Source organism: uncultured Nocardioides sp. (genome assembly GCF_947488025.1).
GTDB lineage: Bacteria > Actinomycetota > Actinomycetes > Propionibacteriales > Nocardioidaceae > Nocardioides.
The window spans coordinates 87687-108106 of the sequence record NZ_CANKYS010000010.1; the positions used below are offsets into that span (position 1 = coordinate 87687).

21 protein-coding genes and 1 tRNA gene are annotated in these 20420 nt (G+C 70.0%); 9 read left to right on the top strand and 13 right to left on the bottom strand.

What is annotated here, in order from left to right; genetic code table 11:
• Nucleotides 1-87 precede the first annotated feature (87 nt).
• Complete coding sequence (locus Q1B24_RS16315; protein WP_299931031.1) at nt 88-2286, bottom strand: hypothetical protein; 2199 nt, start codon at nt 2284-2286, stop codon at nt 88-90.
• Between the two features lie 110 nt (nt 2287-2396).
• A complete protein-coding gene (locus Q1B24_RS16320) occupies nt 2397-2705 on the bottom strand; it encodes a MoaD/ThiS family protein (RefSeq protein WP_299931033.1) in 309 nt (102 codons plus the stop codon).
• A 67-nt stretch (nt 2706-2772) separates the two neighbouring features.
• Between Q1B24_RS16320 and Q1B24_RS16325 the strand changes: the two genes are divergently transcribed.
• The gene (locus Q1B24_RS16325; protein ID WP_299931035.1) at nt 2773-3504 is read left to right on the top strand and encodes a response regulator transcription factor; all 732 of its coding nucleotides are present in this window, start codon (nt 2773-2775) and stop codon (nt 3502-3504) included.
• Nucleotides 3505-3656: 152 nt separating this feature from the next.
• Nucleotides 3657-4463, top strand: coding sequence for a mycothiol synthase (mshD, locus tag Q1B24_RS16330; protein WP_299931037.1), 807 nt, complete (start codon nt 3657-3659; stop codon nt 4461-4463).
• Nucleotides 4464-4582: 119 nt separating this feature from the next.
• Here mshD and Q1B24_RS16335 read toward each other — a convergent pair whose 3' ends face one another.
• The 3 genes from Q1B24_RS16335 to Q1B24_RS16345 are packed head-to-tail and all read right to left on the bottom strand — an operon-like array spanning nt 4583 to nt 6476.
• Complete coding sequence (locus Q1B24_RS16335; protein WP_299931042.1) at nt 4583-5530, bottom strand: glycine cleavage T C-terminal barrel domain-containing protein; 948 nt, start codon at nt 5528-5530, stop codon at nt 4583-4585.
• A gap of 9 nt (nt 5531-5539) precedes the next feature.
• The gene (locus Q1B24_RS16340) at nt 5540-5974 is read right to left on the bottom strand and encodes a Fur family transcriptional regulator (RefSeq protein WP_299931044.1); all 435 of its coding nucleotides are present in this window, start codon (nt 5972-5974) and stop codon (nt 5540-5542) included.
• Between the two features lie 7 nt (nt 5975-5981).
• On the bottom strand, nt 5982-6476 hold the full coding sequence (locus Q1B24_RS16345; protein ID WP_299931046.1) for an FABP family protein: 495 nt from the start codon (nt 6474-6476) through the stop codon (nt 5982-5984).
• A 23-nt stretch (nt 6477-6499) separates the two neighbouring features.
• Between Q1B24_RS16345 and Q1B24_RS16350 the strand changes: the two genes are divergently transcribed.
• From Q1B24_RS16350 to Q1B24_RS16365, 4 genes are all read left to right on the top strand, one after another.
• Nucleotides 6500-6862, top strand: coding sequence for a DsrE family protein (locus Q1B24_RS16350; protein WP_299931048.1), 363 nt, complete (start codon nt 6500-6502; stop codon nt 6860-6862).
• Between the two features lie 46 nt (nt 6863-6908).
• Nucleotides 6909-9086, top strand: a complete 2178-nt coding sequence (locus Q1B24_RS16355; protein WP_299931050.1) for an RNA degradosome polyphosphate kinase — start codon at nt 6909-6911, stop codon at nt 9084-9086.
• A gap of 136 nt (nt 9087-9222) precedes the next feature.
• Nucleotides 9223-9840: a DUF47 family protein gene (locus Q1B24_RS16360; protein WP_299931051.1), complete on the top strand. Its 618-nt coding sequence runs from the start codon at nt 9223-9225 to the stop codon at nt 9838-9840.
• 55 nt (nt 9841-9895) lie between these two features.
• Nucleotides 9896-10891, top strand: coding sequence for an inorganic phosphate transporter (locus Q1B24_RS16365; RefSeq protein WP_299931053.1), 996 nt, complete (start codon nt 9896-9898; stop codon nt 10889-10891).
• Nucleotides 10892-11033: 142 nt separating this feature from the next.
• On the opposite strand, the gene Q1B24_RS16370 is transcribed toward Q1B24_RS16365, so the two are convergent.
• From Q1B24_RS16370 to Q1B24_RS16395, 6 genes are all read right to left on the bottom strand, one after another.
• Nucleotides 11034-12113, bottom strand: a complete 1080-nt coding sequence (locus Q1B24_RS16370; RefSeq protein WP_299931054.1) for a hypothetical protein — start codon at nt 12111-12113, stop codon at nt 11034-11036.
• Nucleotides 12114-12360: 247 nt separating this feature from the next.
• Nucleotides 12361-13131, bottom strand: a complete 771-nt coding sequence (gene pstB, locus Q1B24_RS16375) for a phosphate ABC transporter ATP-binding protein PstB (RefSeq protein WP_366916521.1) — start codon at nt 13129-13131, stop codon at nt 12361-12363.
• A 119-nt stretch (nt 13132-13250) separates the two neighbouring features.
• Nucleotides 13251-14153 (bottom strand): phosphate ABC transporter permease PstA, encoded by a 903-nt coding sequence (gene pstA / locus Q1B24_RS16380; protein ID WP_299931055.1) that lies wholly within the window; start codon nt 14151-14153, stop codon nt 13251-13253.
• The gene (gene pstC / locus Q1B24_RS16385) at nt 14153-15085 is read right to left on the bottom strand and encodes a phosphate ABC transporter permease subunit PstC (RefSeq protein WP_299931057.1); all 933 of its coding nucleotides are present in this window, start codon (nt 15083-15085) and stop codon (nt 14153-14155) included. The genes pstA and pstC overlap by 1 nt, the downstream gene beginning before the upstream one ends.
• A 19-nt stretch (nt 15086-15104) precedes the next feature.
• On the bottom strand, nt 15105-16073 hold the full coding sequence (locus tag Q1B24_RS16390) for a PstS family phosphate ABC transporter substrate-binding protein (RefSeq protein WP_299931059.1): 969 nt from the start codon (nt 16071-16073) through the stop codon (nt 15105-15107).
• A 197-nt stretch (nt 16074-16270) separates the two neighbouring features.
• Nucleotides 16271-17137, bottom strand: a complete 867-nt coding sequence (locus Q1B24_RS16395) for an NUDIX hydrolase (protein ID WP_299931061.1) — start codon at nt 17135-17137, stop codon at nt 16271-16273.
• Between the two features lie 40 nt (nt 17138-17177).
• On the opposite strand from Q1B24_RS16395, the gene Q1B24_RS16400 reads away from it, so the two are divergent.
• A complete protein-coding gene (locus Q1B24_RS16400) occupies nt 17178-18224 on the top strand; it encodes a hypothetical protein (protein WP_299931063.1) in 1047 nt (348 codons plus the stop codon).
• Nucleotides 18225-18234: 10 nt separating this feature from the next.
• Here Q1B24_RS16400 and Q1B24_RS16405 read toward each other — a convergent pair whose 3' ends face one another.
• Nucleotides 18235-18396 carry a hypothetical protein gene (locus tag Q1B24_RS16405; RefSeq protein WP_299931065.1) on the bottom strand — a complete coding sequence of 54 codons (162 nt, stop codon included), beginning with the start codon at nt 18394-18396 and terminating at the stop codon, nt 18235-18237.
• A gap of 197 nt (nt 18397-18593) precedes the next feature.
• Nucleotides 18594-18797, bottom strand: a complete 204-nt coding sequence (locus Q1B24_RS16410) for a cold-shock protein (RefSeq protein ID WP_107698594.1) — start codon at nt 18795-18797, stop codon at nt 18594-18596.
• Nucleotides 18798-19165: 368 nt separating this feature from the next.
• Between Q1B24_RS16410 and Q1B24_RS16415 the strand changes: the two genes are divergently transcribed.
• Nucleotides 19166-19241: transfer RNA gene (locus tag Q1B24_RS16415), tRNA-Lys, on the top strand.
• Nucleotides 19242-19333: 92 nt separating this feature from the next.
• On the top strand, nt 19334-20395 hold the full coding sequence (locus Q1B24_RS16420; protein ID WP_299931072.1) for a phosphatase PAP2 family protein: 1062 nt from the start codon (nt 19334-19336) through the stop codon (nt 20393-20395).
• Nucleotides 20396-20420: the final 25 nt, after the last annotated feature.

Below are 20420 nucleotides of genomic sequence, written 5' to 3' on the forward strand. Positions count from 1 at the left end.
TCCGGCACCCAGGAGAGACCGAGCGAGGCCCCGGGACGGATCCCGGGGCCTCGCGTGGTGGAGCTGTGGTGCAGGTGGTTCAGAGGGTCAACGCTTGATCTTGACCTTCTTCATGATGTCGCCGGAGCCGACCTTGCCCTTGCCCTTCACCGTGAAGACGAGCTTGTGCTTGCCCTTGGACAGCGCCTTCTTGAAGCGGACGACGCCCTTGCCCTTCTTGATCTTGGCCTTGCCGAGCTTCTTGAGCTTGTCGTCGCCGTTCTTCTTGACGCCGACCTTCTCGAAGACGATGACCGTGGCCTTGACCTTCTTGGCCTTGAGGGGCTTGACCTTCAGCGTGATCGCGGCCGACTTCTTGGAGACGTTGGCCTTGACCTTCGGCTTGTAGCCGACCTTGTAGGTCGACTTGGTGACCGCCTGGCCCTGCGTGAAGCCGATGTCGTTGGTGACGCGGCCGGTGATCTTGTCGCCGAGGTGCTTCTTGGTGAGCTTGAGCGACGGGCCGGTGGCGATGACGGTGCCCTTGACGAGCCACTCGTAGGTGAACTCGTTGTCGGCCATCTGGGTCCACACGCCCTTGTCGAGGCGGATGGTCTTCTTGACCCACGCGTCGCCCTTGACGGTCGGCCGCTCGACGGCCTTGACGCCCGCGGCGAGCGCGGCGGAGATGCCGGTGACGACCTGGCCGGGCTTGACCGTGACGGTCTTGGCCTCGCCGGCGACGGCGTCGTCCCACCACTCGGAGACGTGGCGCTCTCCACCGAACTGGACGGTGTAGTCACCGGCCCACAGGTTGCGGGTCTCGTAGGAGCCGTTGGCCTGGAACTCGGCGTAGGCGCCGGCAGCGGTGTCGTCGGCATCCCTGAACGCGACCATCGGGTTCTCCGGGACGCCACCGGCCTCGCTGGTGAGGGTGCCGGCCACGCCACCGGCGACCGGCTGGACGAAGTCGATGACCTGCGGAGCAGCCGAGACAGCGGCGGCGGTCTCGTAGCCCAGCTTCTGACCGGTCCAGATGGTGCGACGGGCGAAGTCGCCGTCCTCACGGGCGGGCTCGCCGACGACCTCGATCTTGAACTCGGTCTCGCCGCCGATGCGGTCGAGCGTGGTGAAGGCGTAGCCACCCGAGCGGTTGGAGACCGTCGTGGCGACGACCTCGCGGTCGAGCGGGTTGGCCGGGGTGTTGTAGGCACGGACCACGTAGCCCACGCCGACGCCGCCGACCTGATCGCGGACGGTGCCGCTGAGGTCGACGCCCGTCGGGGCGGGCTTCGTCTTCGGCGTGAGGGCGGCGTTGATGCCGGTCACGGCCTGGCCGGGAGCGACGTTGACGACGGCCGGCGCGGACGCGGGGCTGCCGAACTCGTTGACGGCGACGTTGTCGTAGTACTCGCCGAGGTACTCGTCGATCGGGTCGAAGAACTCCAGCTCGTGGGGACCGGTGGTCGCACCCTCGATGGTGTAGTCGCCGTTGACGTTGGTGTAGTCGCAGTTGCGGTCGGAGCAGACCTGGACCCGGTTGAGGCCGGCACCAGCGTCGCTGGTCACGCGACCGGAGATCGAACCACCCGGAGCCAGGGTGACGAACCCGACGTTGGAGCCGGGCGCGACCGCGTCGGCGGAGGCGAGGTCGGCCTTGTCATTGTAGTACTCCATGGCCAGGGACTTCTCGGTCACCGGGTCGTAGCCGTAGAACTGCAGCTTGACCGCCTCGGGGGCACCGATCGTGAACGTCCCGGACGCGTCGGTGCTGTGGGAGCCGAGCATCGCGTTGTCATCGGCGGCGTAGGCATAGACGGTCGCGTTGCGCACCGCGCGGCCGTCGGTCGTGGCGACCCTGCCGGTCACGGTGGGGACGGGGTCGATCGTCCAGGCAGGAAGGTTCTGGGCAGCGCCCGCGACGGTGATGAAGTCGGCGGTCGCCAGGCTGTCCTTGTCGCGGTAGTACTCGCCGCGGACCTGGGAGTAGTCGAAGTCCGGGTCGAACTCCAGCTTGTAGAGGCCGTCCGCGAGGTTGAGGTCGAAGGCGCCCGACTCCGTGTACACGCTCGGCTGGAAGTCGTACTCGAATTCCTCGACCGTGCCGTCGCCGTCCTCGTCGGAGAACTTGTAGACCGAGATGCGACCGTCGACGTAGTTGCCGGCGGCATCGATGGTGCTGCCGCTGATCGTGACCGCGGCGTGGGCCGGCGCTGCCAGCCCGATCGTGAGGCCGGCGAACGCCGTCGCGGCGGCGGTTCCACCTGCAACGAGGCGCGCGAAGGCTCCCCCGTGAGTGCTCTTCATCTAGTTGTCCCCCTTGGACTCGCGTCGGCGCGCTCGCGCCCGACACCCAGGCCATCCCCCGTAGGAGGCCCGTCGAAACGCAGTTCTACCGCATAACCGCGTCGGTGCGCTCAACCTCCGGCAAATGGGGGCAGCAGCTCGACGACCTCACCGGCTCGTACGACGACCTGGGCGGGGTCCTGCGAACCGACCGGCCGGTCGCCGAGGAGCACCGAGCAGACGCCGACCGTGCGGGCCATCTGGTCCCCGGGGTGGAGCTCCAGCACACGGGCGACGACGTCGGCCAGGGTCAGCTCGCCCGTCGTCGCATCCGCCTCGATGACGTCCTCGGCGGTCCCGGCCGCCGCCCGGGCGCCCGCCCAGTAGCGCACGGTGATCGCTGTCTCACGACTCCGTTCGGGGTCCGACGCGTGGCTCATGCGGGATATCCTTCCTCATCCCCGGCTGACCCGCCGGCCGATCCCCGCCCACGAGGAGGGCCCCGCGATGAGCGCACTGCTGCTGCTCACGGGCGCGCTGCAGCCCTCCGCCGAGGTGCTCCCCGGGCTCGCCCTGCTGGCCCACTCGGTGAAGATCGTCCCGGCCCAGGGCAGCGCGCTGCTCGACGCGCCCGAGTCCGACCTCGTCCTCGTCGACGGCCGCCAGGACCTCGCGGCGGCCCGCGACCTCTGCCGGCTGATCCGCACCACCGGAACCGACGCCCCGGTCCTGCTCATCGTCACCGAGGGCGGCCTCGCCGTCGTCGCCCACGACTGGGGCATGGACGACGTCGTCCTCCACACCTGCGGCCCCGCCGAGCTCGACGCCCGCATCCGCCTCGCGATCGGCCGTGCGAGCGCCGCCGCCCCCGACGACCCGACCGCCCACGTGATCCACCGCGGCGAGGTCGTCGTCGACGACGCCACCTACACCGCCCGCATCGGCGGGCGCCCGCTCGACCTCACCTACAAGGAGTTCGAGCTCCTGAAGTACCTCGCCCAGCACCCCGGCCGGGTCTTCAGTCGCGAGCAGCTGCTCCAGGAGGTCTGGGGCTACGACTACTTCGGCGGTACCCGCACCGTCGACGTCCACGTACGCCGCCTCCGCGCCAAGCTCGGCACCGAGCACGAGCACCACATCGGCACCGTCCGCAACGTCGGCTACCGCTTCGTCGTGCCCACGCGCGACTCCGCCGCCGAGACCTCCGCCCCCGCCCCCTCGCGGTCGTCCTCGTCCTGACCGCCGCTCCTCCCCGCGCCGCCCCTCCCCCGCCCTGCCCTGCCCCCCGCCCCGGGAGATATCTAGGGACGATTTCGTAGGCCGCCGAGCCGGTCCACACCCATTTCGTCCCTAGATATCGAGCCGTCACCGGCGCCGCTAGGGTCGTCGGCATGCAGGCAACCGTGGAGCAGATCGCCGCCGAGGCCGCGGCCGCGGACGGCGCCGACCCGCTCGACGAGGCGGCCCGCATCGCGCTCGCCGACGGCACGGCGTCCGTCATTGTCGAGGACGGCGCCTTCGCGCTCCTCCACGACGGCGACCTGTCGCTCGTCGTACGCCCGGCGGCCCGCGGTCGCGGCCTCGGGTCCGCGCTGCTCACGCGCGCCGAGTCGTCGTACGGCACCGGGCTGACGGCGTGGTCGCACGGCAACCACCCGGCCGCGGCGCGCCTCGCCGCGACCCACGGGTGGGACCGGGTGCGCGACCTGTGGGTGATGCGCCGGCCGACCTCGCTGCCCCTGCCCGCGCTCGAGGTGCCGGCGGGTACGACGGTCCGGTCCTACCGCGACTCCGACGCCGCCGACGTGGTCGCGGTCAACGCGGCCGCCTTCGCCGACCACCCCGAGCAGGGCGCGATGGACCTCGACAACCTCGCCCGCCGGATGGCCGAGCCGTGGTTCGACCCGGCCGGGCTGCTGGTCGCGGAGGATGGGTCCGGGATGCTCGGCTTCCACTGGACCAAGCAGCACGACGCGCGCCTCGGGGAGGTGTACGTCGTCGGCATCGCGCCGTCCGCCCAGGGCCGCGGGCTCGGCAAGCTGCTCACCCTCGCCGGGCTCCACCACCTCGCGGGCCTCGGTGTCGACGAGGTGCTGCTCTACGTCGAGTCCGACAACGCCCCCGCGGTCGCGGTCTACTCACGCCTCGGCTTCGGGCACGCCGACGCCGACACCCACGTGCAGTACCGCCGCCCCTGACCCGGCACCGGCCGCCGATATCTGAGGACGTCGCGAACGGGGAAACCCCGATTTCGCCTCCGTAGCGTCCTCAGATATCGCCGGTGGGACCGGGACCCCGACCCCGACCGCAAGCGGCGTCAGCGGAGGGGGCGGACGTGCAGCCCCACCTCGGGGTCGACGACGACCTCCTGGGCGGCGGGCATCTCGTCGACCGAGAGGGTCGCGTCGACGGGGACGTTGCGCTTGACCAGCGCGAGGGCGATCGGGCCGAGCTCGTGGTGGCGGGCGCTCGAGCCGACGAACCCGACGTCGCGACCGTCGTACGACACCGGGGACCCGGCGGGCGGCAGCCGGTTCTCCGACCCGTCGAGGTGCAGCAGCACCAGGCGGCGGGGCGGCCGGCCGAGCGTGTGCACGCGGGCGACGGTCTCCTGGCCGCGGTAGCAGCCCTTGTCGAGGTGGACGGCGGCGCCGATCCAGCCGACCTCGTTGGGGATCGTGCGGTGGTCGGTGTCGATGCCGAGCCGCGGCTCGCCCCGCTCGATGCGCAGCGCCTCGAAGGCCCAGAGCCCGCAGGCCGGCCCGGCGGCGTCGGCGTACGCCTCCAGCTTGTCGCGCGGCACCAGGTCGTAGCGGCCGGGCTGTCGCGACGGGTCGTCGCCCGGGCGCCACATCACGGCGACGTCGTCGACGAGCGCGATCTCGACGCGGGTCATGAACTTCATCCGCTCGAGCCACTCGACCAGCGCCGCGCCGGCGCCGGGCTCGGTGTGGGCGGTGAACGCCTCGCCGTCGTCGACGCCGGCGAAGGCGTGCTCGACGTGGCCCTGCGGGCTCAGCACCAGCGCCTGGGTCCAGGTGCCGGGGGCGAGGCCGTCGAAGTACTGCGTGGTCAGGTTGTGCAGCCACGACAACCGCTCGGGACCGGAGATGCGTACGACGTCGCGGTGCGAGAGGTCGACGAACCCGTCACCGCCCGCCAGGCTGCGCTGCTCGGTGTTGAAGGAGCCGTAGTGGGCGGCCACCGGGGCGTCGATGCCGTCGCCGGAGACGGCCCCGGGCAGGGCGAGGAGGGGGCTGGCCATGCCCCGAGTCTAGGTCGGCTCGGGTGAGCCGGCCGCGGCCGAGCAGTCCGCGCAGGTGCCGAAGATCGCGAGGTGGCCCACGTCGACGGAGAACCCGTCCTCCCCCAGCGCCGCGACGAGCGAGCGCACGAGGTCGGGGTCGTAGGAGCGTACGGAGTGGCAGCCGCGGCACACGACGTGCACGTGCTCGTGCTCGCGGGTGGAGTGGTAGGTCGGGGCGCGGTCGCTGAGGTGCGTGTGGCGCACCAGCCCGAGCTCCTCGAGCACCTCGAGCGTGCGGTAGACGGTGGAGGCGTTGACCGAGCTCGCCTGGCCGCGCACGTGCGCGAGCACCTCGTCGGGGGTGGCGTGGCGCAGCTCCTCGACGGCGCGCAGGATCAGCTCGCGCTGCGGGGTGAGCCGCAGCCCCTGCTCCCGCAGCCGCGCCGCCAGGTCGTCGCTCATGACGAGCTCAGGCCCGCTTGAGGCGCGCCCAGAGGTGCGGCTGGAGCTCCTGGCCGACGGCCTTCATGTCGTAGGCGTAGAGCAGGTCGCCGTCGACGTTGCCGTAGATCCGGGAGCCGCCGGTGACCTCCTTGGCGGTCTCGGTGAAGGAGACGCCGGCGGTGTGCATCTCGAGCTTGCCGCCGTCGGCCGCGCCGTACCAGACCTCGGAGAAGCCGATGTTGTGGGCGAGGAGGAGCTCGACCTTGCCGGGCTCGGGGCAGCGCAGGAAGCCGGACTCCATCGCGGCGTCACGGACGAACTCGCCCTGCTCGTCGACGATCCACGCGCGCGCCATGTAGTGGAAGAACGGGCGACCGTCGTGGGTGAAGATCAGCTCCTGGCCGAACTGGAACGACTCGATCGTGGGGTAGGCGCCGTGGCCGTTGCCGCGCCACGTGCCGAGCAGCCACGCGACGGGGCCGCAGTTGGGGTGCAGGTTGTCCGGCAGCTCGAAAGGCATGGGCGCCACTCTAATGTGGGGCCATGGCTCGCTCACTGGTCGTCAAGGTCACCTGCGGCGCCGACGACGCCGAGCGCCTCAACCAGGGCTTCACCGTCGCCGCCGCCGCGGCCGCTGCGGGCGCCGACGTCTCCCTGTGGCTGACCGGCGACGCGGCCTGGTTCGGTACGCCGGGACGCGCGGAGGAGTTCGAGCTCGAGCTCGCCACCCCGCTCGACCAGCTGATGGCCGCGGTCCTCACCAGCGGCACGATCACCGTCTGCTCGCAGTGCGCCGCGCGTCGCGGCATCGTCGCCGGCGACCTCCGCGAGGGCGTCACCATCGCCGGCGCGGCCGTGTTCGCCGAGCAGGTCCTCGGCGAGGGCGTCCAAGCACTGGTCTACTGACGCGAGCGTCACTCCGCGTTCACCAACCGGTGCCACACTGGGAGGCATGTCCGACCCGGCCACCCTCACCAGCGCTGTCAGCCCGTCGGTGGAGGAGGGGCCGGTCGCAGACCCGCTCGGTCACCCCACCGACACCTTCGACGTCGAGCCGCCCTACCTGCCCGACGCCGAGGCCATCGCGGGCGTGGAGAAGTTCGACGACCGCTTCATCGACCGCGAGATCTCCTGGATCCGCTTCAACCAGCGGGTCCTCGAGCTGGCCGAGGACCCCGACCTGCCGCTGCTCGAGCGCCTGCGGTTCCTCGCGATCTTCGCCAGCAACCTCGACGAGTTCTTCATGGTCCGCGTCGCCGGCCTCAAGCGGCGCATCGCCGCCGGGGTCGCCGTACGGGCCGCCAGCGGCATGATGCCGCGCGAGCAGCTCGAGAAGCTCTGGGTCGAGAGCCGCGGGCTGATGGAGCGCCACGCCCGCGCGCTCGTCGACCTCCTGCCCGAGCTGGGCGGGCACGGCATCGAGATCCTCCGGTGGTCCGAGCTCGACCGCGAGGAGCAGAAGGTCTGCAAGAAGCTCTTCAAGGACCGGATCTTCCCCGTCCTCACCCCCCTCGCCGTCGACCCCGCCCACCCCTTCCCCTACATCTCCGGGCTGTCGCTCAACCTCGCGGTCGTCGTACGCCACCCGACGACGGGCACCGAGCACTTCGCGCGGGTGAAGGTGCCGCCGACGTTCGGGCGCTTCGTCGGGGTCGGCAACCAACGCTTCGTGCCGATCGAGGACGTCATCGGCGAGCACCTGAAGAAGCTGTTCCCCGGCATGGACGTGGTGGCGTCGCACACCTTCCGGGTGACCCGCAACGAGGACCTCGAGGTCGAGGAGGACGACGCGGAGAACCTCCTCAAGGCGCTCGAGAAGGAGCTGCAGCGGCGCCGCTTCGGCCCGCCTGTGCGCCTCGAGGTCGAGGAGTCGATGGACCCCAAGGTGCTCGAGCTGCTCGTCTCCGAGCTCGGCGTGGGACGCGACGAGGTCGTCTCCCTCCCCGGCCCCCTCGACCTGACCGGACTCCACTCGATCGCCGACCTGCCGCGCGACGACCTCAAGTACGCCGCCTTCCTGCCCTCGACGCACCCCAGCCTGGCGGAGGTCGAGTCGGCCTCGCCGGTCGACGTGTTCGACTCGGTGTCGCGCCACGACGTGCTGCTGCACCACCCCTACGACTCCTTCGCCACGTCCGTGCAGCGCTTCCTCGAGCAGGCCGCGGCCGACCCGCACGTGCTCGCGATCAAGCAGACGCTCTACCGCACCTCCGGCGACAGCCCGATCATCGAGGCGCTCATCGACGCCGCCGAGGCCGGCAAGCAGGTGCTGGTGATCGTGGAGATCAAGGCGCGCTTCGACGAGCAGAACAACATCCGCTGGGCCCGCAAGCTCGAGCAGGCCGGCTGCCACGTCGTCTACGGCCTGGTCGGGCTCAAGACCCACTGCAAGCTGTCGATGGTGGTGCGCGACGAGCCCGAGGGCATCCGGCGCTACGTCCACCTCGGCACCGGCAACTACAACCCCAAGACCGCCCGCGTCTACGAGGACCTCGGGCTGCTGACGGCCAACCCGGAGATCGGCGAGGACGTCGCGCTCCTGTTCAACAACCTCTCCGGGATCAGCCGCAACCGCACCTACGACCACCTCCTCGTCGCGCCCCACAGCGTGCGCGACGGCCTGGTCGCCCACATCCACCAGGAGATCGCCCACCACCAGGCCGGCCGGCCTGCGGGGATCCGGATCAAGGCGAACTCGGTGGTCGACGAGGCGGTGATCGACGCGCTCTACCTCGCCTCGCAGGAGGGCGTGCGCGTCGAGCTGCTCGTCCGCGGGATCTGCGCCATGCGACCCGGCGTACCCGGCCTGTCCGAGACCGTGCGCGTGCGGTCTATCCTGGGCCGCTTCCTCGAGCACAGCCGGATCTTCTGGTTCGACAACGGCGGCGAGCCCGCGGCGTGGATCGGCTCGGCCGACATGATGCACCGCAACCTCGACCGCCGCGTGGAGGTGCTCGTACGCCTGCGCGACCCGCACGTCGTGCAGGAGATCGAGGCCCTGCTGGACCTCGCGTTCGACCCCGGGACGACGGCGTGGGAGCTCTGCTCCGACGGCGAGTGGCAGCTGGAGCGCGGTGAGCGCCACCTGCAGGACGAGCTGATCATGCGCCAACGCGTACGACGTCGCTGACCGCAGACTGACCGCCGACCGCCCGCGTGAGCGCCGCGTCACACAGGCGTTCGAACGGGGCCCCGAGGTTGCGTCGATGGGCCGATCAGGCCCTAGCATGAACCACGGTTCATCCGCCCCCCGTTCGGAGTTCACCGTGCGTTTGAAGTTCCGCCCCGTCGACAGCTCGTTCTACGACCTCTTCAGCGAGGCTGCCAACCACCTCGTGGTCGGCTCACAGCTCCTCAGCGAGATGCTGTCGTCCGGCAACTCGAAGGCAGAGATCGCCCAGCGCATGCGCGAGGCCGAGCACGCCGCCGACGAGACCACCCACTCGATCATCCGGCGGGTGAACAGCACGTTCGTCACGCCGTTCGACCGCGAGGACATCTACTCCCTCGCCTCGGCGCTCGACGACGTCATGGACATGATGGACGAGGCCGTCGACCTGGTCCTCCTCTACGAGGTCACCTCGCTGCCGCCGGAGACCACCCAGCAGGTCGAGGTGCTGCAGCGCTGCGCCGAGCTCACCGCCGCCGCGATGCCGAAGCTCGAGTCCATGGGCTCGCTCGACGAGTACTGGATCGAGATCAACCGGCTCGAGAACACCGGCGACAAGTCCTACCGGCGGATCCTGGCCAACCTGTTCAGCGGTGACTTCAAGGCCCTCGAGGTGATGAAGCTCAAGGACATCGTGGAGTCCCTCGAGGGGGCGATCGACGCCTTCGAGAAGGTCGCCAACATCGTGGAGCAGATCGCGGTCAAGGAGTCCTGACCCCGATGCACGCCACCTCCACCACTTCGTCCTCGCGCGCCCGGAGCACCGCCTGATGGAGATCGGGATCATCATCGCGGTCGTCGTCGTCGCCCTCGTCTTCGACTACACCAACGGCTTCCACGACGCCGCCAACGCGATCGCGACGTCCGTCTCGACGGGCGCCCTCAAGCCGCGCGTGGCCCTGGCCATGGCGGCGGTCATGAACTTCGTCGGCGCGTTCCTGGGCCAGAAGGTCGCCCAGACCGTGTCAGAGGTCATCGATCCGGGCACCGGCAGCCACGGGCTGGTGATCGTGATGTGCGGCTTGCTCGGCGCGATCACCTGGAACATGATCACCTGGTACTACGGCCTGCCGTCGTCCTCCTCCCACGCCCTCATCGGCGGCCTCGTCGGCGCCGCGGTCGCGGCCGGCGCGACCGCCAACTGGCTGGTGGTTCTGGAGAAGGTCGTCATCCCGATGTTCCTCTCCCCCCTCGTCGCCTTCAGCCTCGGCTTCGCGCTGATGATCGGCATCATGTGGGCCTTCCGTCGCGCCAACCCGGGTCGCGCCAACCGCGGCTTCAAGCTCGCCCAGACCGTCTCCGCCGCCGCCATGGCGCTCGGCCACGGCCTCCAGGACGCCCAGAAGACGATGGGCGTCATCTTCCTGGCGCTGCTCACCGGCGGGTACGTCGCCGCTGACGACCCCCTGCCGCTCTGGGTGATCATCGCCGCGGCGACCGCCATCTCCCTCGGCACCTGGTCCGGCGGCTGGCGCATCATGCGCACCCTGGGCCGCCGCATCATCCACCTCGACCCGGCCCGCGGGTTCGCCGCCGAGTCCGTCGCGGCGTCGGTGCTCTACTCGACGGCGTACGTCTTCGAGGCGCCGATCTCGACCACCCACACCATCACCTCCGCGGTCATGGGCGTCGGCGCCACCAAGCGCCTCTCCGCCGTCCGCTGGGGCGTGGCCAAGTCGATCCTCACCGCCTGGGTGCTGACCTTCCCGGCCGCCGCCTCCGTCGCCGCGATCTGCTACTGGATCGCGCGCATCTTCCTCCCCTGACCGGCGCTTCCCCCTCCCCCTCCCCGGCCCCGCTCGCCCCGCCCCTCATTCGGGTATCTAGGGACGATCTGGGTGGCCGTAACCGGGGATTTCCTACCAAGACGTCCCTAGATACCCCGGTGGCACGAGGCGCCCGCCCCCCTCACGCGGCTTTCCGGTAGCGCAGCAGGCGCATCCGGTCGTACGACGACAGTGCGCGGCGCTGCTCCACTGTTGACGTCGGCACCCACCACACGGGTGGCTCCGGCAGCCACAGGCGCATGTCCGACGGGCGTCGCTCCGCCCGGGCGTACGCCTCTCGCAGCCGCCCGACGAAGGCCCCGCGGTCGCGCACGTCGCCGGCCATCATGGTCGCTCCCTCGAGTCCCAGGCGACGGTAGGCAGCCTCCTTCTCGACATCGGCGTGCCTCACCTCGCCGGCCAGGTGGAGTCCACCGTCGTACATCCCGTAGACACCGGCGACCGGGTCGAGAAGGTCGGGCGTTCCGACGAACCGTCCCGACAGGTCGAACACGGGACAGTTGGCCAGTGGTCGCGGCGCTCCTGCTTCGAGCTGCCAGGCGAGTCGCATGACCGGCTCCATCGGCGACCACGAGTTCTCGTCGAGGAGAGGAAGCACGTCCCGGACGCGCTGGACGCCCTGTCGTATCCACAACGCCGACTCGGTGAAGGCCGTCAGCTCGGCCACCGACACCAGGTCGTCGTAGGCGGCCATCTCGAAGGCGACGACGGCAGCCTCGTCCGAGGACGCCTTTCGCATCTCGAACGCAACGCTCCAGCACGGGCTGGTGACACGCAGGCCACGCACCCGTCCCATCTCGGACGGTGGAACGTGCTCCTGGCTCACCACGATCCGCCCGTCCGGGCGGAGGGTGTGGCGCGTGCCGACAGCAAGCGTGGCGGGGCGAAGGGAGCTGTCGGGTCCGAGTCCGGAGAACCAGCGTCCACCGCACCAGCGGAGGGCTGCCCAGCCCGTGACACCGCCGTGGGCGGGCAGGCGTGCGGCGGCCTCGACGATGCGCTGGTCGACCGAGACCTGCACGTCCGACGGCACCCAGTTGCCACCGCCCGTGCTGCGGAAGGCACCCGACCGCGTCTGCCAGTCCGTGGGTCCGCCCGGCTCGCCACGGCGGCTCGGCCACACGAGGCCGGGCGGCAGACCCTCGCGGGGACCGATCCCGTGACGGGGGCGAGCACCTGGAGTCCAGTCGTCGAGATCCACGAGCCGAAGATGCCGCCCCGCCGATCGGGCGCGCGGCCGTCATCCACAGACAGCCACGACGACGGTCCGGGGACGGGACTGTGGACAACTGGCGGCCAGGCATCCGGCGACTTGGTGACCCCGGCGGCTGGGTATCTAGGGACGATCTGGTGGGTCGAACCCCCGATCGACCTACCAGATCATCCCTAGATACCCAGTTGGGAGGGCGGACACCCACCCCGACCCGCGGCCGGGGAACGACCGCGGCTCAGCCGAAGCGGCCGGAGATGTAGTCCTCGGTGCGCTTGTCGTTGGGGTTGGAGAAGATCGTGGAGGTGAGGTCGTACTCCACGAGCAGGCCCGTGCGGTTGCCGGTGGTCTCGTCGGGGCGGGCGGTGAAGAACGCCGTCCGGTCGGAGACGCGGGCCGCCTGCTGCATGTTGTGGGTGACCACGATGATCGTGTACTCGTTGCGCAGCTCGAGCATCAGGTCCTCGACACGAGCGGTCGCGATCGGGTCGAGCGCCGAGCACGGCTCGTCCATCAGGATGACGTCGGGCCTGGTCGCGATCGTCCGGGCGATGCAGAGGCGCTGCTGCTGACCACCGGAGAGGCCGTACGCCGACTGCTTGAGCTTGTCCTTGACCTCGTCCCACAGTGCCGCGCCGCGCAGGGCCTCCTCCACCAGGTCGTCCATGTTGTCGACCTTCATGCCGGTGACCCGCGGGCCGTAGGCGATGTTGTCGTAGATCGACTTGGGGAACGGGTTGGGCTTCTGGAACACCATGCCGATGTGCGTGCGTACGGCGATGGGGTCGACGCTCTTCTCGTAGACGTCCTGGCCGTGGTAGAGCACCTCGCCCTCGACGCGCGCGCTGGCCACGAGGTCGTTCATCCGGTTGAGGCACCGCAGCACGGTGGACTTGCCGCAGCCCGAGGGCCCGATCATGGCCGTGATCTCGTGCCGGCCGTAGGACAGGTTGACGTCGTGGACGGCGTGGAAGTCGCCGTAGAACACATTGAGGTCGCGAGTCTCCATCACCGGGTTCACCGGTGACGCCGGCAGGCGCCGCTCGCCGCTCATGTGGACGTCACCGAGCGAACCCATCTGGGGGAACGTGTCGGCGGAGGTGGCTGAAGCCATGTCGTCAGTCTCTTTCACCAGGATCGCTGGAACTTGTTGCGGATGAAGATGGCCACCCCGTTCAGCAGGAGGATCATCACGAGCAGGACGATGATCCCGGCTGATGCGGCCTCTTGGAACGCCACCTGCGACTGGGTGCTCAGGCGGTAGATCTGGATGGGAAGGGCCGTCACGCGGCTCAGGACTCCCTCGGGGTCGAAGCGCACGGCGCCGAGCCCCAGGAGCAGCAGAGGGGCGGCCTCACCGATGGCCCGTGAGAGCCCCAGGATGGTGCCGGTCGCGATGCCCGGGATGGCGGACGGAAGCGTCTGGCGCCAGGTCGTCTGCCACTGCGTCGCACCCAGCGCCAGCGAGCCGTCGCGGATCTCCCGCGGGACCGCACGCAGGGCTTCGCGGGACGTGATGATGACGACCGGGAGGATGAGCAGCGCCAGCGCGATCGCACCACCGAGGACGATGTTCTTCTGCTGGAAGCCGAACAGGGCCATGACCGCCACGGCCAGCAGCCCGTAGACGATGGAGGGCACAGCCGCGAGGTTCTGCAGGTTGACCTCGATGATCCGGTTGTACCAGCGCCTCGAGTTGCTGAACTCCTCGAGGTAGACGGCTGCTGCGATGCCCAGCGGGACCGCCATCACCGCCGTCGTGACCATCAACCACAACGATCCCAGGATGCCGGCGCGGAACCCCGTGCTCTCCGGGTTGAGGCTCGACTCGTAGGAGAAGAGCAGGTCCGAGTCGAACCGGACCGACCCCTTCAGCATCGTGTCGATGATCAGCACCACCAGGACCATCACACCGAAGAACAGGGAGAACCACAGAAGGCCGAGGAAGACCAGGGAGCCGACGTTGCGCTCCCTGCTCCTGCCCGCGGTGAGCCGGACGGTCTGGGCGGCAGCCGTTGCCGCTGTGCTCATCAGTACTCCTGCCGATAGCGACGGACCAGCGTGATGCTGATCAGGTTGATGACCAAGGTGATCACGAAGAGGAGGAGGCCGACGGCGAAGAGCATGTTGTACTCCACGGAGCCCACCGGGTTCTCGCCGCCCGCGGTCTGGGCGATGAAGCCGGTCATGGTCTGGGCGCCCTCCCGGATGTCGAGCGTCATGTTCTTCTGGGCGCCCGCGGCGAGGGCGACGATCATGGTCTCGCCGATCGCCCGGGACATGCCCAGGACGATGGCCGCGGCAACGCCCGAGATCGCCGCGGGAAGCACGACCCTCAGCGTGGTCTGCATCCGGTTCGCCCCCATGGCGTAGGAACCCTGGCGCAGCGCCTGTGGTACGGCGGTGAGCGCGTCCTCGGCGAGCGACGCGATCGTCGGGATGATCATCACCCCCAGGATGAGCCCCGCCGACAGCAGGTTGGTGAAGTTGACCTGCATGTTGAGCAGGTCCTGCAGCAACCGCGGAGTGACGAAGAACAGCGCGAAGAACCCGTAGACGACCGACGGGATGCCGGCGAGCAGCTCGACGGTGGGCTTGAGGACCTTCCGGGTTCGCTTGCTGGCGTACTCAGACAGGTACATGGCGGCGCCGAGCCCGATGGGCACGGCGACCAGCAGCGCGATCAGCGTGACCGTGAGCGTGCCCGTCACCAGCGGAATGACTGCGAAGCGACCCTCGGTGGCGAAGAACTCGGACACCGAGACCTGCCGGAAGAACTCGATCACCGGCTCCACGAGCGCCACCAGGATGGCGATCGTGATGACCACCGACAGCCCGGCCGACGCGATCAGGCCCGCGACGATGACTCGCTCGGCCGGCCGGGACCGGCCCTTCAGGTTGGGCACGCCCCGCGGGCCCGTCCCAGAGGACGGGCCCGCGGTGGTGCCATCAATGGTGCTCATGCGGAGAAGTCTCGACCCTTCAGCCTTCGAGCTCGGCCAGGGCCGACTTGGTCTCCTCGTACGATGCGTCGTCGAGGGCGATGAACTGCGCGCCCTCGGCGATGGTCGCGAGGTTCTCGATGTAGAAGTCGACGTAGGCCTTCACGGCCTCGTTGTCGGCCAGGCTCGCGTTGTTGACGTAGATGAAGAGCGGACGGGCAAGAGGCGTGTACTCGCCGGCGCGGGCGGTGTCGGCCGACGGCTCGACGCAGCCGTTGCCGTCGTCGATCGCGAGCGCCTTGAGGCTGTCCTGGTTCTCCTCGTAGTAGGAGAAGCCGAAGTAGCCGGTCGCACCCTCGGTGCCGGCGACACCCTGCACGAGGACGTTGTCGTTCTCGGAGGCCTCGTAGTCGTCACGCGTCGCCTCGGACTCGTCGCCGATCACGTCGTTGGCCATGTAGTCGTAGGTGCCGGAGTCCGTGCCAGGACCGAACAGCGCGATCTCCTGGTCAGGGAAGGACGGGTCGAGGTCCTGCCAGTTGGTGACCTCGGAACCGGGGCCCCACAGCTCGACGACCTGCTCGGTGGTCAGGCAGTCCACCGCAAGGTCGGGGTGCACCACGAGGGTGAGCGCGTCGGTCGCCACCTGCAGCTCGGTGTACTCGACACCGTTCTCCTCGCAGATCGCGACCTCGTCCTCCTCGATCGGTCGCGACGCGTTGGAGATGTCGGTCTCGCCGGCGCAGAACTTCTCGAAGCCGCCGCCCGTGCCGGACTCACCGACACTGACCTGGACGTCGGGGTTCTCCTCGCTGAGCAGCTCTGCAGCCGCGTTGCTCATGGGAAAGACAGTGGACGAGCCGTCGACCGCGACCGAGCCGCTGGCGCTCGAGGACTCGCCGCCCTCCGACGAGGTGCTACCGGCGTCCGCGCCGCCACAGGCAGCAAGGGTGAGGGCCAGGACGGCCGCACCGGACCCGATGGCCCAGCGGTGAGAAGTGCGCTTCACTTCGTTACTCCTGATGGATTTCGTGTGTGCTGACGATGAGGAACGTAGGCACCTCAGGAGAACGACCACGTCGCCGTCGGTGAACGGGCGGTGAACTCGGCCGGACCGGTTGGCATCACCCGTTCGGGCGTATGACGACGATCACATGAACTCCGCCGGGCGGTCTTGACGGGCGGTGGCGGGGAGGAATACAAGCCTCAGGGCGCGAGGAGCTCCGTCGCCACGACCTTGCCCTTGCGGTGGTGCACCACCAGCATCGCCCCGGGCTCGAGCGCGACGTCCGGCACCTGCAGGGCGTCGAGCACGGTCGGCAGCACGGGCCGGTGGGTGCACAGGACGGCGCCACCGCTGTCGAGGTCGCCGACGAGGAGGTCGTCGACGAGGTCCACGACGCCCTCCAGCGTGGCGCCCTCCTCGCTCAGCTCGTCGTGGAGCTCCAGCGGCCAGCCGGTCACGTCGGCGTACGGCGCCACCGTCTGCACGCAGCGGGCGCTGGAGGAGGTGTGGACGGCCATCACGTCGAAGGCCGCCAGGAGCGGCACCAGCCGCTGCGACTGCGTCTCGCCGAGCCGGATGAGGGGCCGCAGCCGGTCGTCCTTGCGCCACGCACTCCGGGAGCGCGCCTTCGCGTGGCGGAGCACCACGAGCGTGCGGGTACGACGTCGCAGCGGGCGCGCCTCGGCCAGGGTGTCGCGGTCGTAGGGGTAGGTCAGGCGCTGCTCCGCGTCCTGCCACGGCACCCACTCGACGGCGTCGATCTCGGCGTTGGGGCGGTAGCCGGAGACGTCGTCGCTGCCCACGACCCGGGCGGTCCAGTAGTCGACGGACTTCCAGCGGCCGTTGGACATCCGGTAGCGCTGCTGCGCCAGGGCCGGCCCGAGGCGTACGTCGAGCCCGGTCTCCTCGGCCACCTCGCGCACCGCCGCGGTCACGACGTGCTCCCCCGGGTCGAGCTTGCCCTTGGGGAAGGACCAGTCGTCGTACTTGGGGCGGTGCACCAGGAGCACCTCGCCGCCCTTGCGGGTCACCACGGCACCGGCAGCGCGCACGTCGCGGGGCTCCATGGAAGTAGTCTCACACCCACCCGACCCCGCGAGGAGCCCTGTGCCACATCGTGTCGTGCCGCGCGCGGCGCTGGCCGTCGTGGTGGCCCTCGCGCTGGCGGCCGCCGGGTTCGTCGCCTGGCGCGCGCTGGCGCCCGCGACCCCCCTGGCGCGGGCGATGGAGCTGGCTCCCGACGACGCGACGCGCTTCTCGTGGACGGACTGGGAGGGCGTACGCCGTGAGCTGGGCGCCGACGTCGACGCCGGCTCCTCGGCCGGGCAGGTCGACGCCTTCCTGTCCGACGCCTTCGCCGCCGACCTTTCCTCGATGTCGGCGCTCGGCACGTCGGCCGGGGTGATGCAGGACCAGCTGGGCTTCTCCCCCGCCACCGTCTCGTGGGAGCTGTTCGCCCAGTCCGGCTCGGGCGCGGTCGAGGTGCTGGGTGTCGACGGCGTGGACCTGGACGCGGTGGCCGACCGCCTGGCCGACCTGGGCTGGGCCGAGCCCGAGGAGGCCGACGGCGTGTGGGTCGGCGGCCCCGACGTGCTGGCCGGGACGGGCGCGATGCTGACCCCGGAGCTGCAGCACGTCGCGCTGCTCGCCGACGAGGGCCTCGTGCTGACCTCCGACCAGGCGCCCTACCTCGAGGCGGTGCTGGAGGGCGACGACGGGCCGGAGGACCTGGCCGAGCTGGCCGGGTCGCTGGACGAGCCCCTGACCGCGGCGGTGTACGACGGCGCGTACGCCTGTGAGCACCTCGCGATGTCGCAGGCCGACGACGACGCGCAGGCCGAGGCCGACCAGCTCGTGGAGGCGGCGGGCGACGTCCATCCGCTGACCGGCTTCGCGATGGGCGTGCTGCCGGGAGGCGCCGTACGCGCCGTGATGCAGGTCGAGGACGCCGACGACGCGCCCGGCGACGCGGAGGCCCGCGCCCGGCTCGCGGCGGGACCCGCGCCCGGGCAGGGCGGGGAGTTCGCCGACCGGTTCTCGGTCGAGCGGGCCGGCTCGGAGGGCCGGGAGGTGGTGCTGGACCTGCGTCCGAGCCCGGGCACGTACGTGCTGTCGGACCTCACGAGCGGCCCGGTGCTGTTCGCCACCTGCTGAGCGGCGGCCGTCAGTCCTGCGGCTTGCGGGGCGTGACTCCGAGGATGCGGTCGATCTCCTCCTGGGAGAGGTGCTCCTCGGACTCGCTCGCAGCGATGATCAGCGTGGTGGTCAGCTCGACCTCGCCGAGGAGGTCGCCGTCCTCGAGGGTCACGTCGAACTGGTCGTGCATCGTCACCCTCCTGACGTCTGTGGTGGTCGTGCGGGCCATTCGACCCTAGGTCTTCGCTCCAAGTCTGACGGATGCGTGTGCGCCGCGACATGACCCGAACGTGTCAAGTGTGCCCCGAAATCGAGTCTGGCCCCACCCCACTGAGGGGGAGGAGCCAGACTCTTGATCAGATCTGGAACAGATCCGGCGTCAGCCGATCAGACCGGACGGACGTTCTCCGCCTGCGGGCCCTTGGGGCCCTGCGTGACGTCGAACTCGACCTTCTGGTTCTCGTCCAGCGACTTGTAGCCGTTGGTCTGGATGGCCGAGTAGTGCACGAAGACGTCGTCGCCGCCGTCCTCCTGCGCAATGAAGCCGAAACCCTTCTCGGCGTTGAACCACTTAACGGTGCCCTGAGCCATGATGCTCGTTACTCCTCTGTAGGGGCGGGAGTCGCCACTTCGACGACCCGCACCAGATGCGGTGACACGCCGCTTGAGACTCACGAGCTGGCAGGGCCCGAAGAACAAACGCCGTTGGATCACAAACTCCGCGGGCGTCTACCTGCTGGAACTTGCACCTGTTGCATGACAAACACTACCAACAAATCGCGCCGCGTCACTGGTCGTGCACCACGTGCTGGTGAACAACCGTCGAACGCGGCTGAGCTGATGTCAGCTCACATCGACCACAGCCTCGCCGCCAGCATGCTCGCGGCGGACGCCGACGCTGCTGCGGCTGCCGGCTGACGGGTCTGGAATGATCGCCGGAGCCGCGGCCAGTCCCGCGCGGGCCTCTAGCTCAATTGGTAGAGCAGCGGACTTTTAATCCGTTGGTTCAGGGTTCGAGCCCCTGGAGGCCTACCAGTCGTCCGAGATCACAGCAGCGCGAGCTGGGCAGGTTTGCCCGGTCCGGGGAGAATGATCGCTCACGCCCGCCCCAGCACGACCGGAGTCACATGTCCGCGCCCTCTGCCGCCGTCCTCGACGCACCGTCCCGGAGCGAGCACCTGCAGCGGCGCCCCTACACGTTCCTGGTGGCCAACGCCGCCCTCATCGGCGCGGTCACGTTCGTCGCCAGCTGGATGCTCGACCGGCCGGTCGCCGACCCCGAGGGCAGCTTCCTCGGCCCGTCGTGGGTGCGCCTCCCGGTGCTGTGCGCGACGGCGATCGTCCTGGACCTGGTCCCGCGCGCCCTGTGGCAGGGACGGTTCGACCCGGGCCGCACCGTCGCCGCGGCGCGGCACCGGCTGCGTACGCACTGGACGCGCGCTCGCCTGCAGCTCGTGGTCATCGGCATCTCCGGCTTCTACGTCGTCTACGTCGCCTACCGCAACCTGAAGTCGCTGCTGCCGCTGGTGCGCGAGGTGAAGTACGACAGCGAGCTGCGGGTGCTGGACCGCCTCCTGCTGCTCGGCCGCGATCCCGCGACCCTGACGCAGGACATCTTCGGCACCGGCCTGTCGGCGCACGTGCTCTCCGCTGTCTACCTCGCCTACATCCCGCTCGTCGCGATCCTCGTCACCGTCTGGCTGGTGTGGTCGCGCAACATCGGCCACGGCTGGTGGTTCGTCACCGCGCAGGGGATCGCGTGGACGCTCGGCACCGTGTCCTACTACCTGCTGCCGACGCTCGGCCCCGGGATCATGTACCCCTGGCTGGCCAGCGACCTGACGCCCAACGGCACGTCCGACCTGATGGACTCCCTGGTCTACTCCCGCCACGGGTTCCTGTGGGGCGAGGGCGACTACCAGGGCGTCGCCGGGTTCGCGAGCCTGCACACCGCCATCGCCCTGCTGTGGGCGCTGATGGCCCAGGCCACCGTGCGCAGCCGGGCGATCCGCACCGTCTTCTGGGTCAACTTCGCCCTGACGGTCGTGGCGACCCTCTACTTCGGGTGGCACTACCTCGCCGACGACCTCGCCGGGGCCGCCATTGCGATCATCGCCTTCCGCGTCGCGGGGCGCGTGACGGGGCACGACCTCCGTCGCAGGGCGCCAGACCAGCCGGTCCCGAGCTGACCCGGACGTTGCACCCGGACGGCGT

Bases quoted from the DNA above. Each gene is read 5' to 3' on its own strand.
- Q1B24_RS16365 (WP_299931053.1), top strand. From the start codon at position 9,896: ATGGAGATCGGGATCATCATCGCGGTCGTCGTCGTCGCCCTCGTCTTC.
- mshD (WP_299931037.1), top strand. From the start codon at position 3,657: ATGCAGGCAACCGTGGAGCAGATCGCCGCCGAGGCCGCGGCCGCGGAC.
- pstC (WP_299931057.1), bottom strand. From the start codon at position 15,085: ATGAGCACCATTGATGGCACCACCGCGGGCCCGTCCTCTGGGACGGGC.
- Q1B24_RS16395 (WP_299931061.1), bottom strand. From the start codon at position 17,137: ATGGAGCCCCGCGACGTGCGCGCTGCCGGTGCCGTGGTGACCCGCAAG.
- Q1B24_RS16410 (WP_107698594.1), bottom strand. From the start codon at position 18,797: ATGGCTCAGGGCACCGTTAAGTGGTTCAACGCCGAGAAGGGTTTCGGC.
- Q1B24_RS16325 (WP_299931035.1), top strand. From the start codon at position 2,773: ATGAGCGCACTGCTGCTGCTCACGGGCGCGCTGCAGCCCTCCGCCGAG.
- Q1B24_RS16340 (WP_299931044.1), bottom strand. From the start codon at position 5,974: ATGAGCGACGACCTGGCGGCGCGGCTGCGGGAGCAGGGGCTGCGGCTC.
- Q1B24_RS16420 (WP_299931072.1), top strand. From the start codon at position 19,334: ATGTCCGCGCCCTCTGCCGCCGTCCTCGACGCACCGTCCCGGAGCGAG.
- Q1B24_RS16320 (WP_299931033.1), bottom strand. From the start codon at position 2,705: ATGAGCCACGCGTCGGACCCCGAACGGAGTCGTGAGACAGCGATCACC.
- Q1B24_RS16405 (WP_299931065.1), bottom strand. From the start codon at position 18,396: ATGCACGACCAGTTCGACGTGACCCTCGAGGACGGCGACCTCCTCGGC.
- pstA (WP_299931055.1), bottom strand. From the start codon at position 14,153: ATGAGCACAGCGGCAACGGCTGCCGCCCAGACCGTCCGGCTCACCGCG.
- Q1B24_RS16345 (WP_299931046.1), bottom strand. From the start codon at position 6,476: ATGCCTTTCGAGCTGCCGGACAACCTGCACCCCAACTGCGGCCCCGTC.
- pstB (WP_366916521.1), bottom strand. From the start codon at position 13,131: ATGGAGACTCGCGACCTCAATGTGTTCTACGGCGACTTCCACGCCGTC.
- Q1B24_RS16350 (WP_299931048.1), top strand. From the start codon at position 6,500: ATGGCTCGCTCACTGGTCGTCAAGGTCACCTGCGGCGCCGACGACGCC.
- Q1B24_RS16315 (WP_299931031.1), bottom strand. From the start codon at position 2,286: ATGAAGAGCACTCACGGGGGAGCCTTCGCGCGCCTCGTTGCAGGTGGA.
- Q1B24_RS16355 (WP_299931050.1), top strand. From the start codon at position 6,909: ATGTCCGACCCGGCCACCCTCACCAGCGCTGTCAGCCCGTCGGTGGAG.
- Q1B24_RS16335 (WP_299931042.1), bottom strand. From the start codon at position 5,530: ATGGCCAGCCCCCTCCTCGCCCTGCCCGGGGCCGTCTCCGGCGACGGC.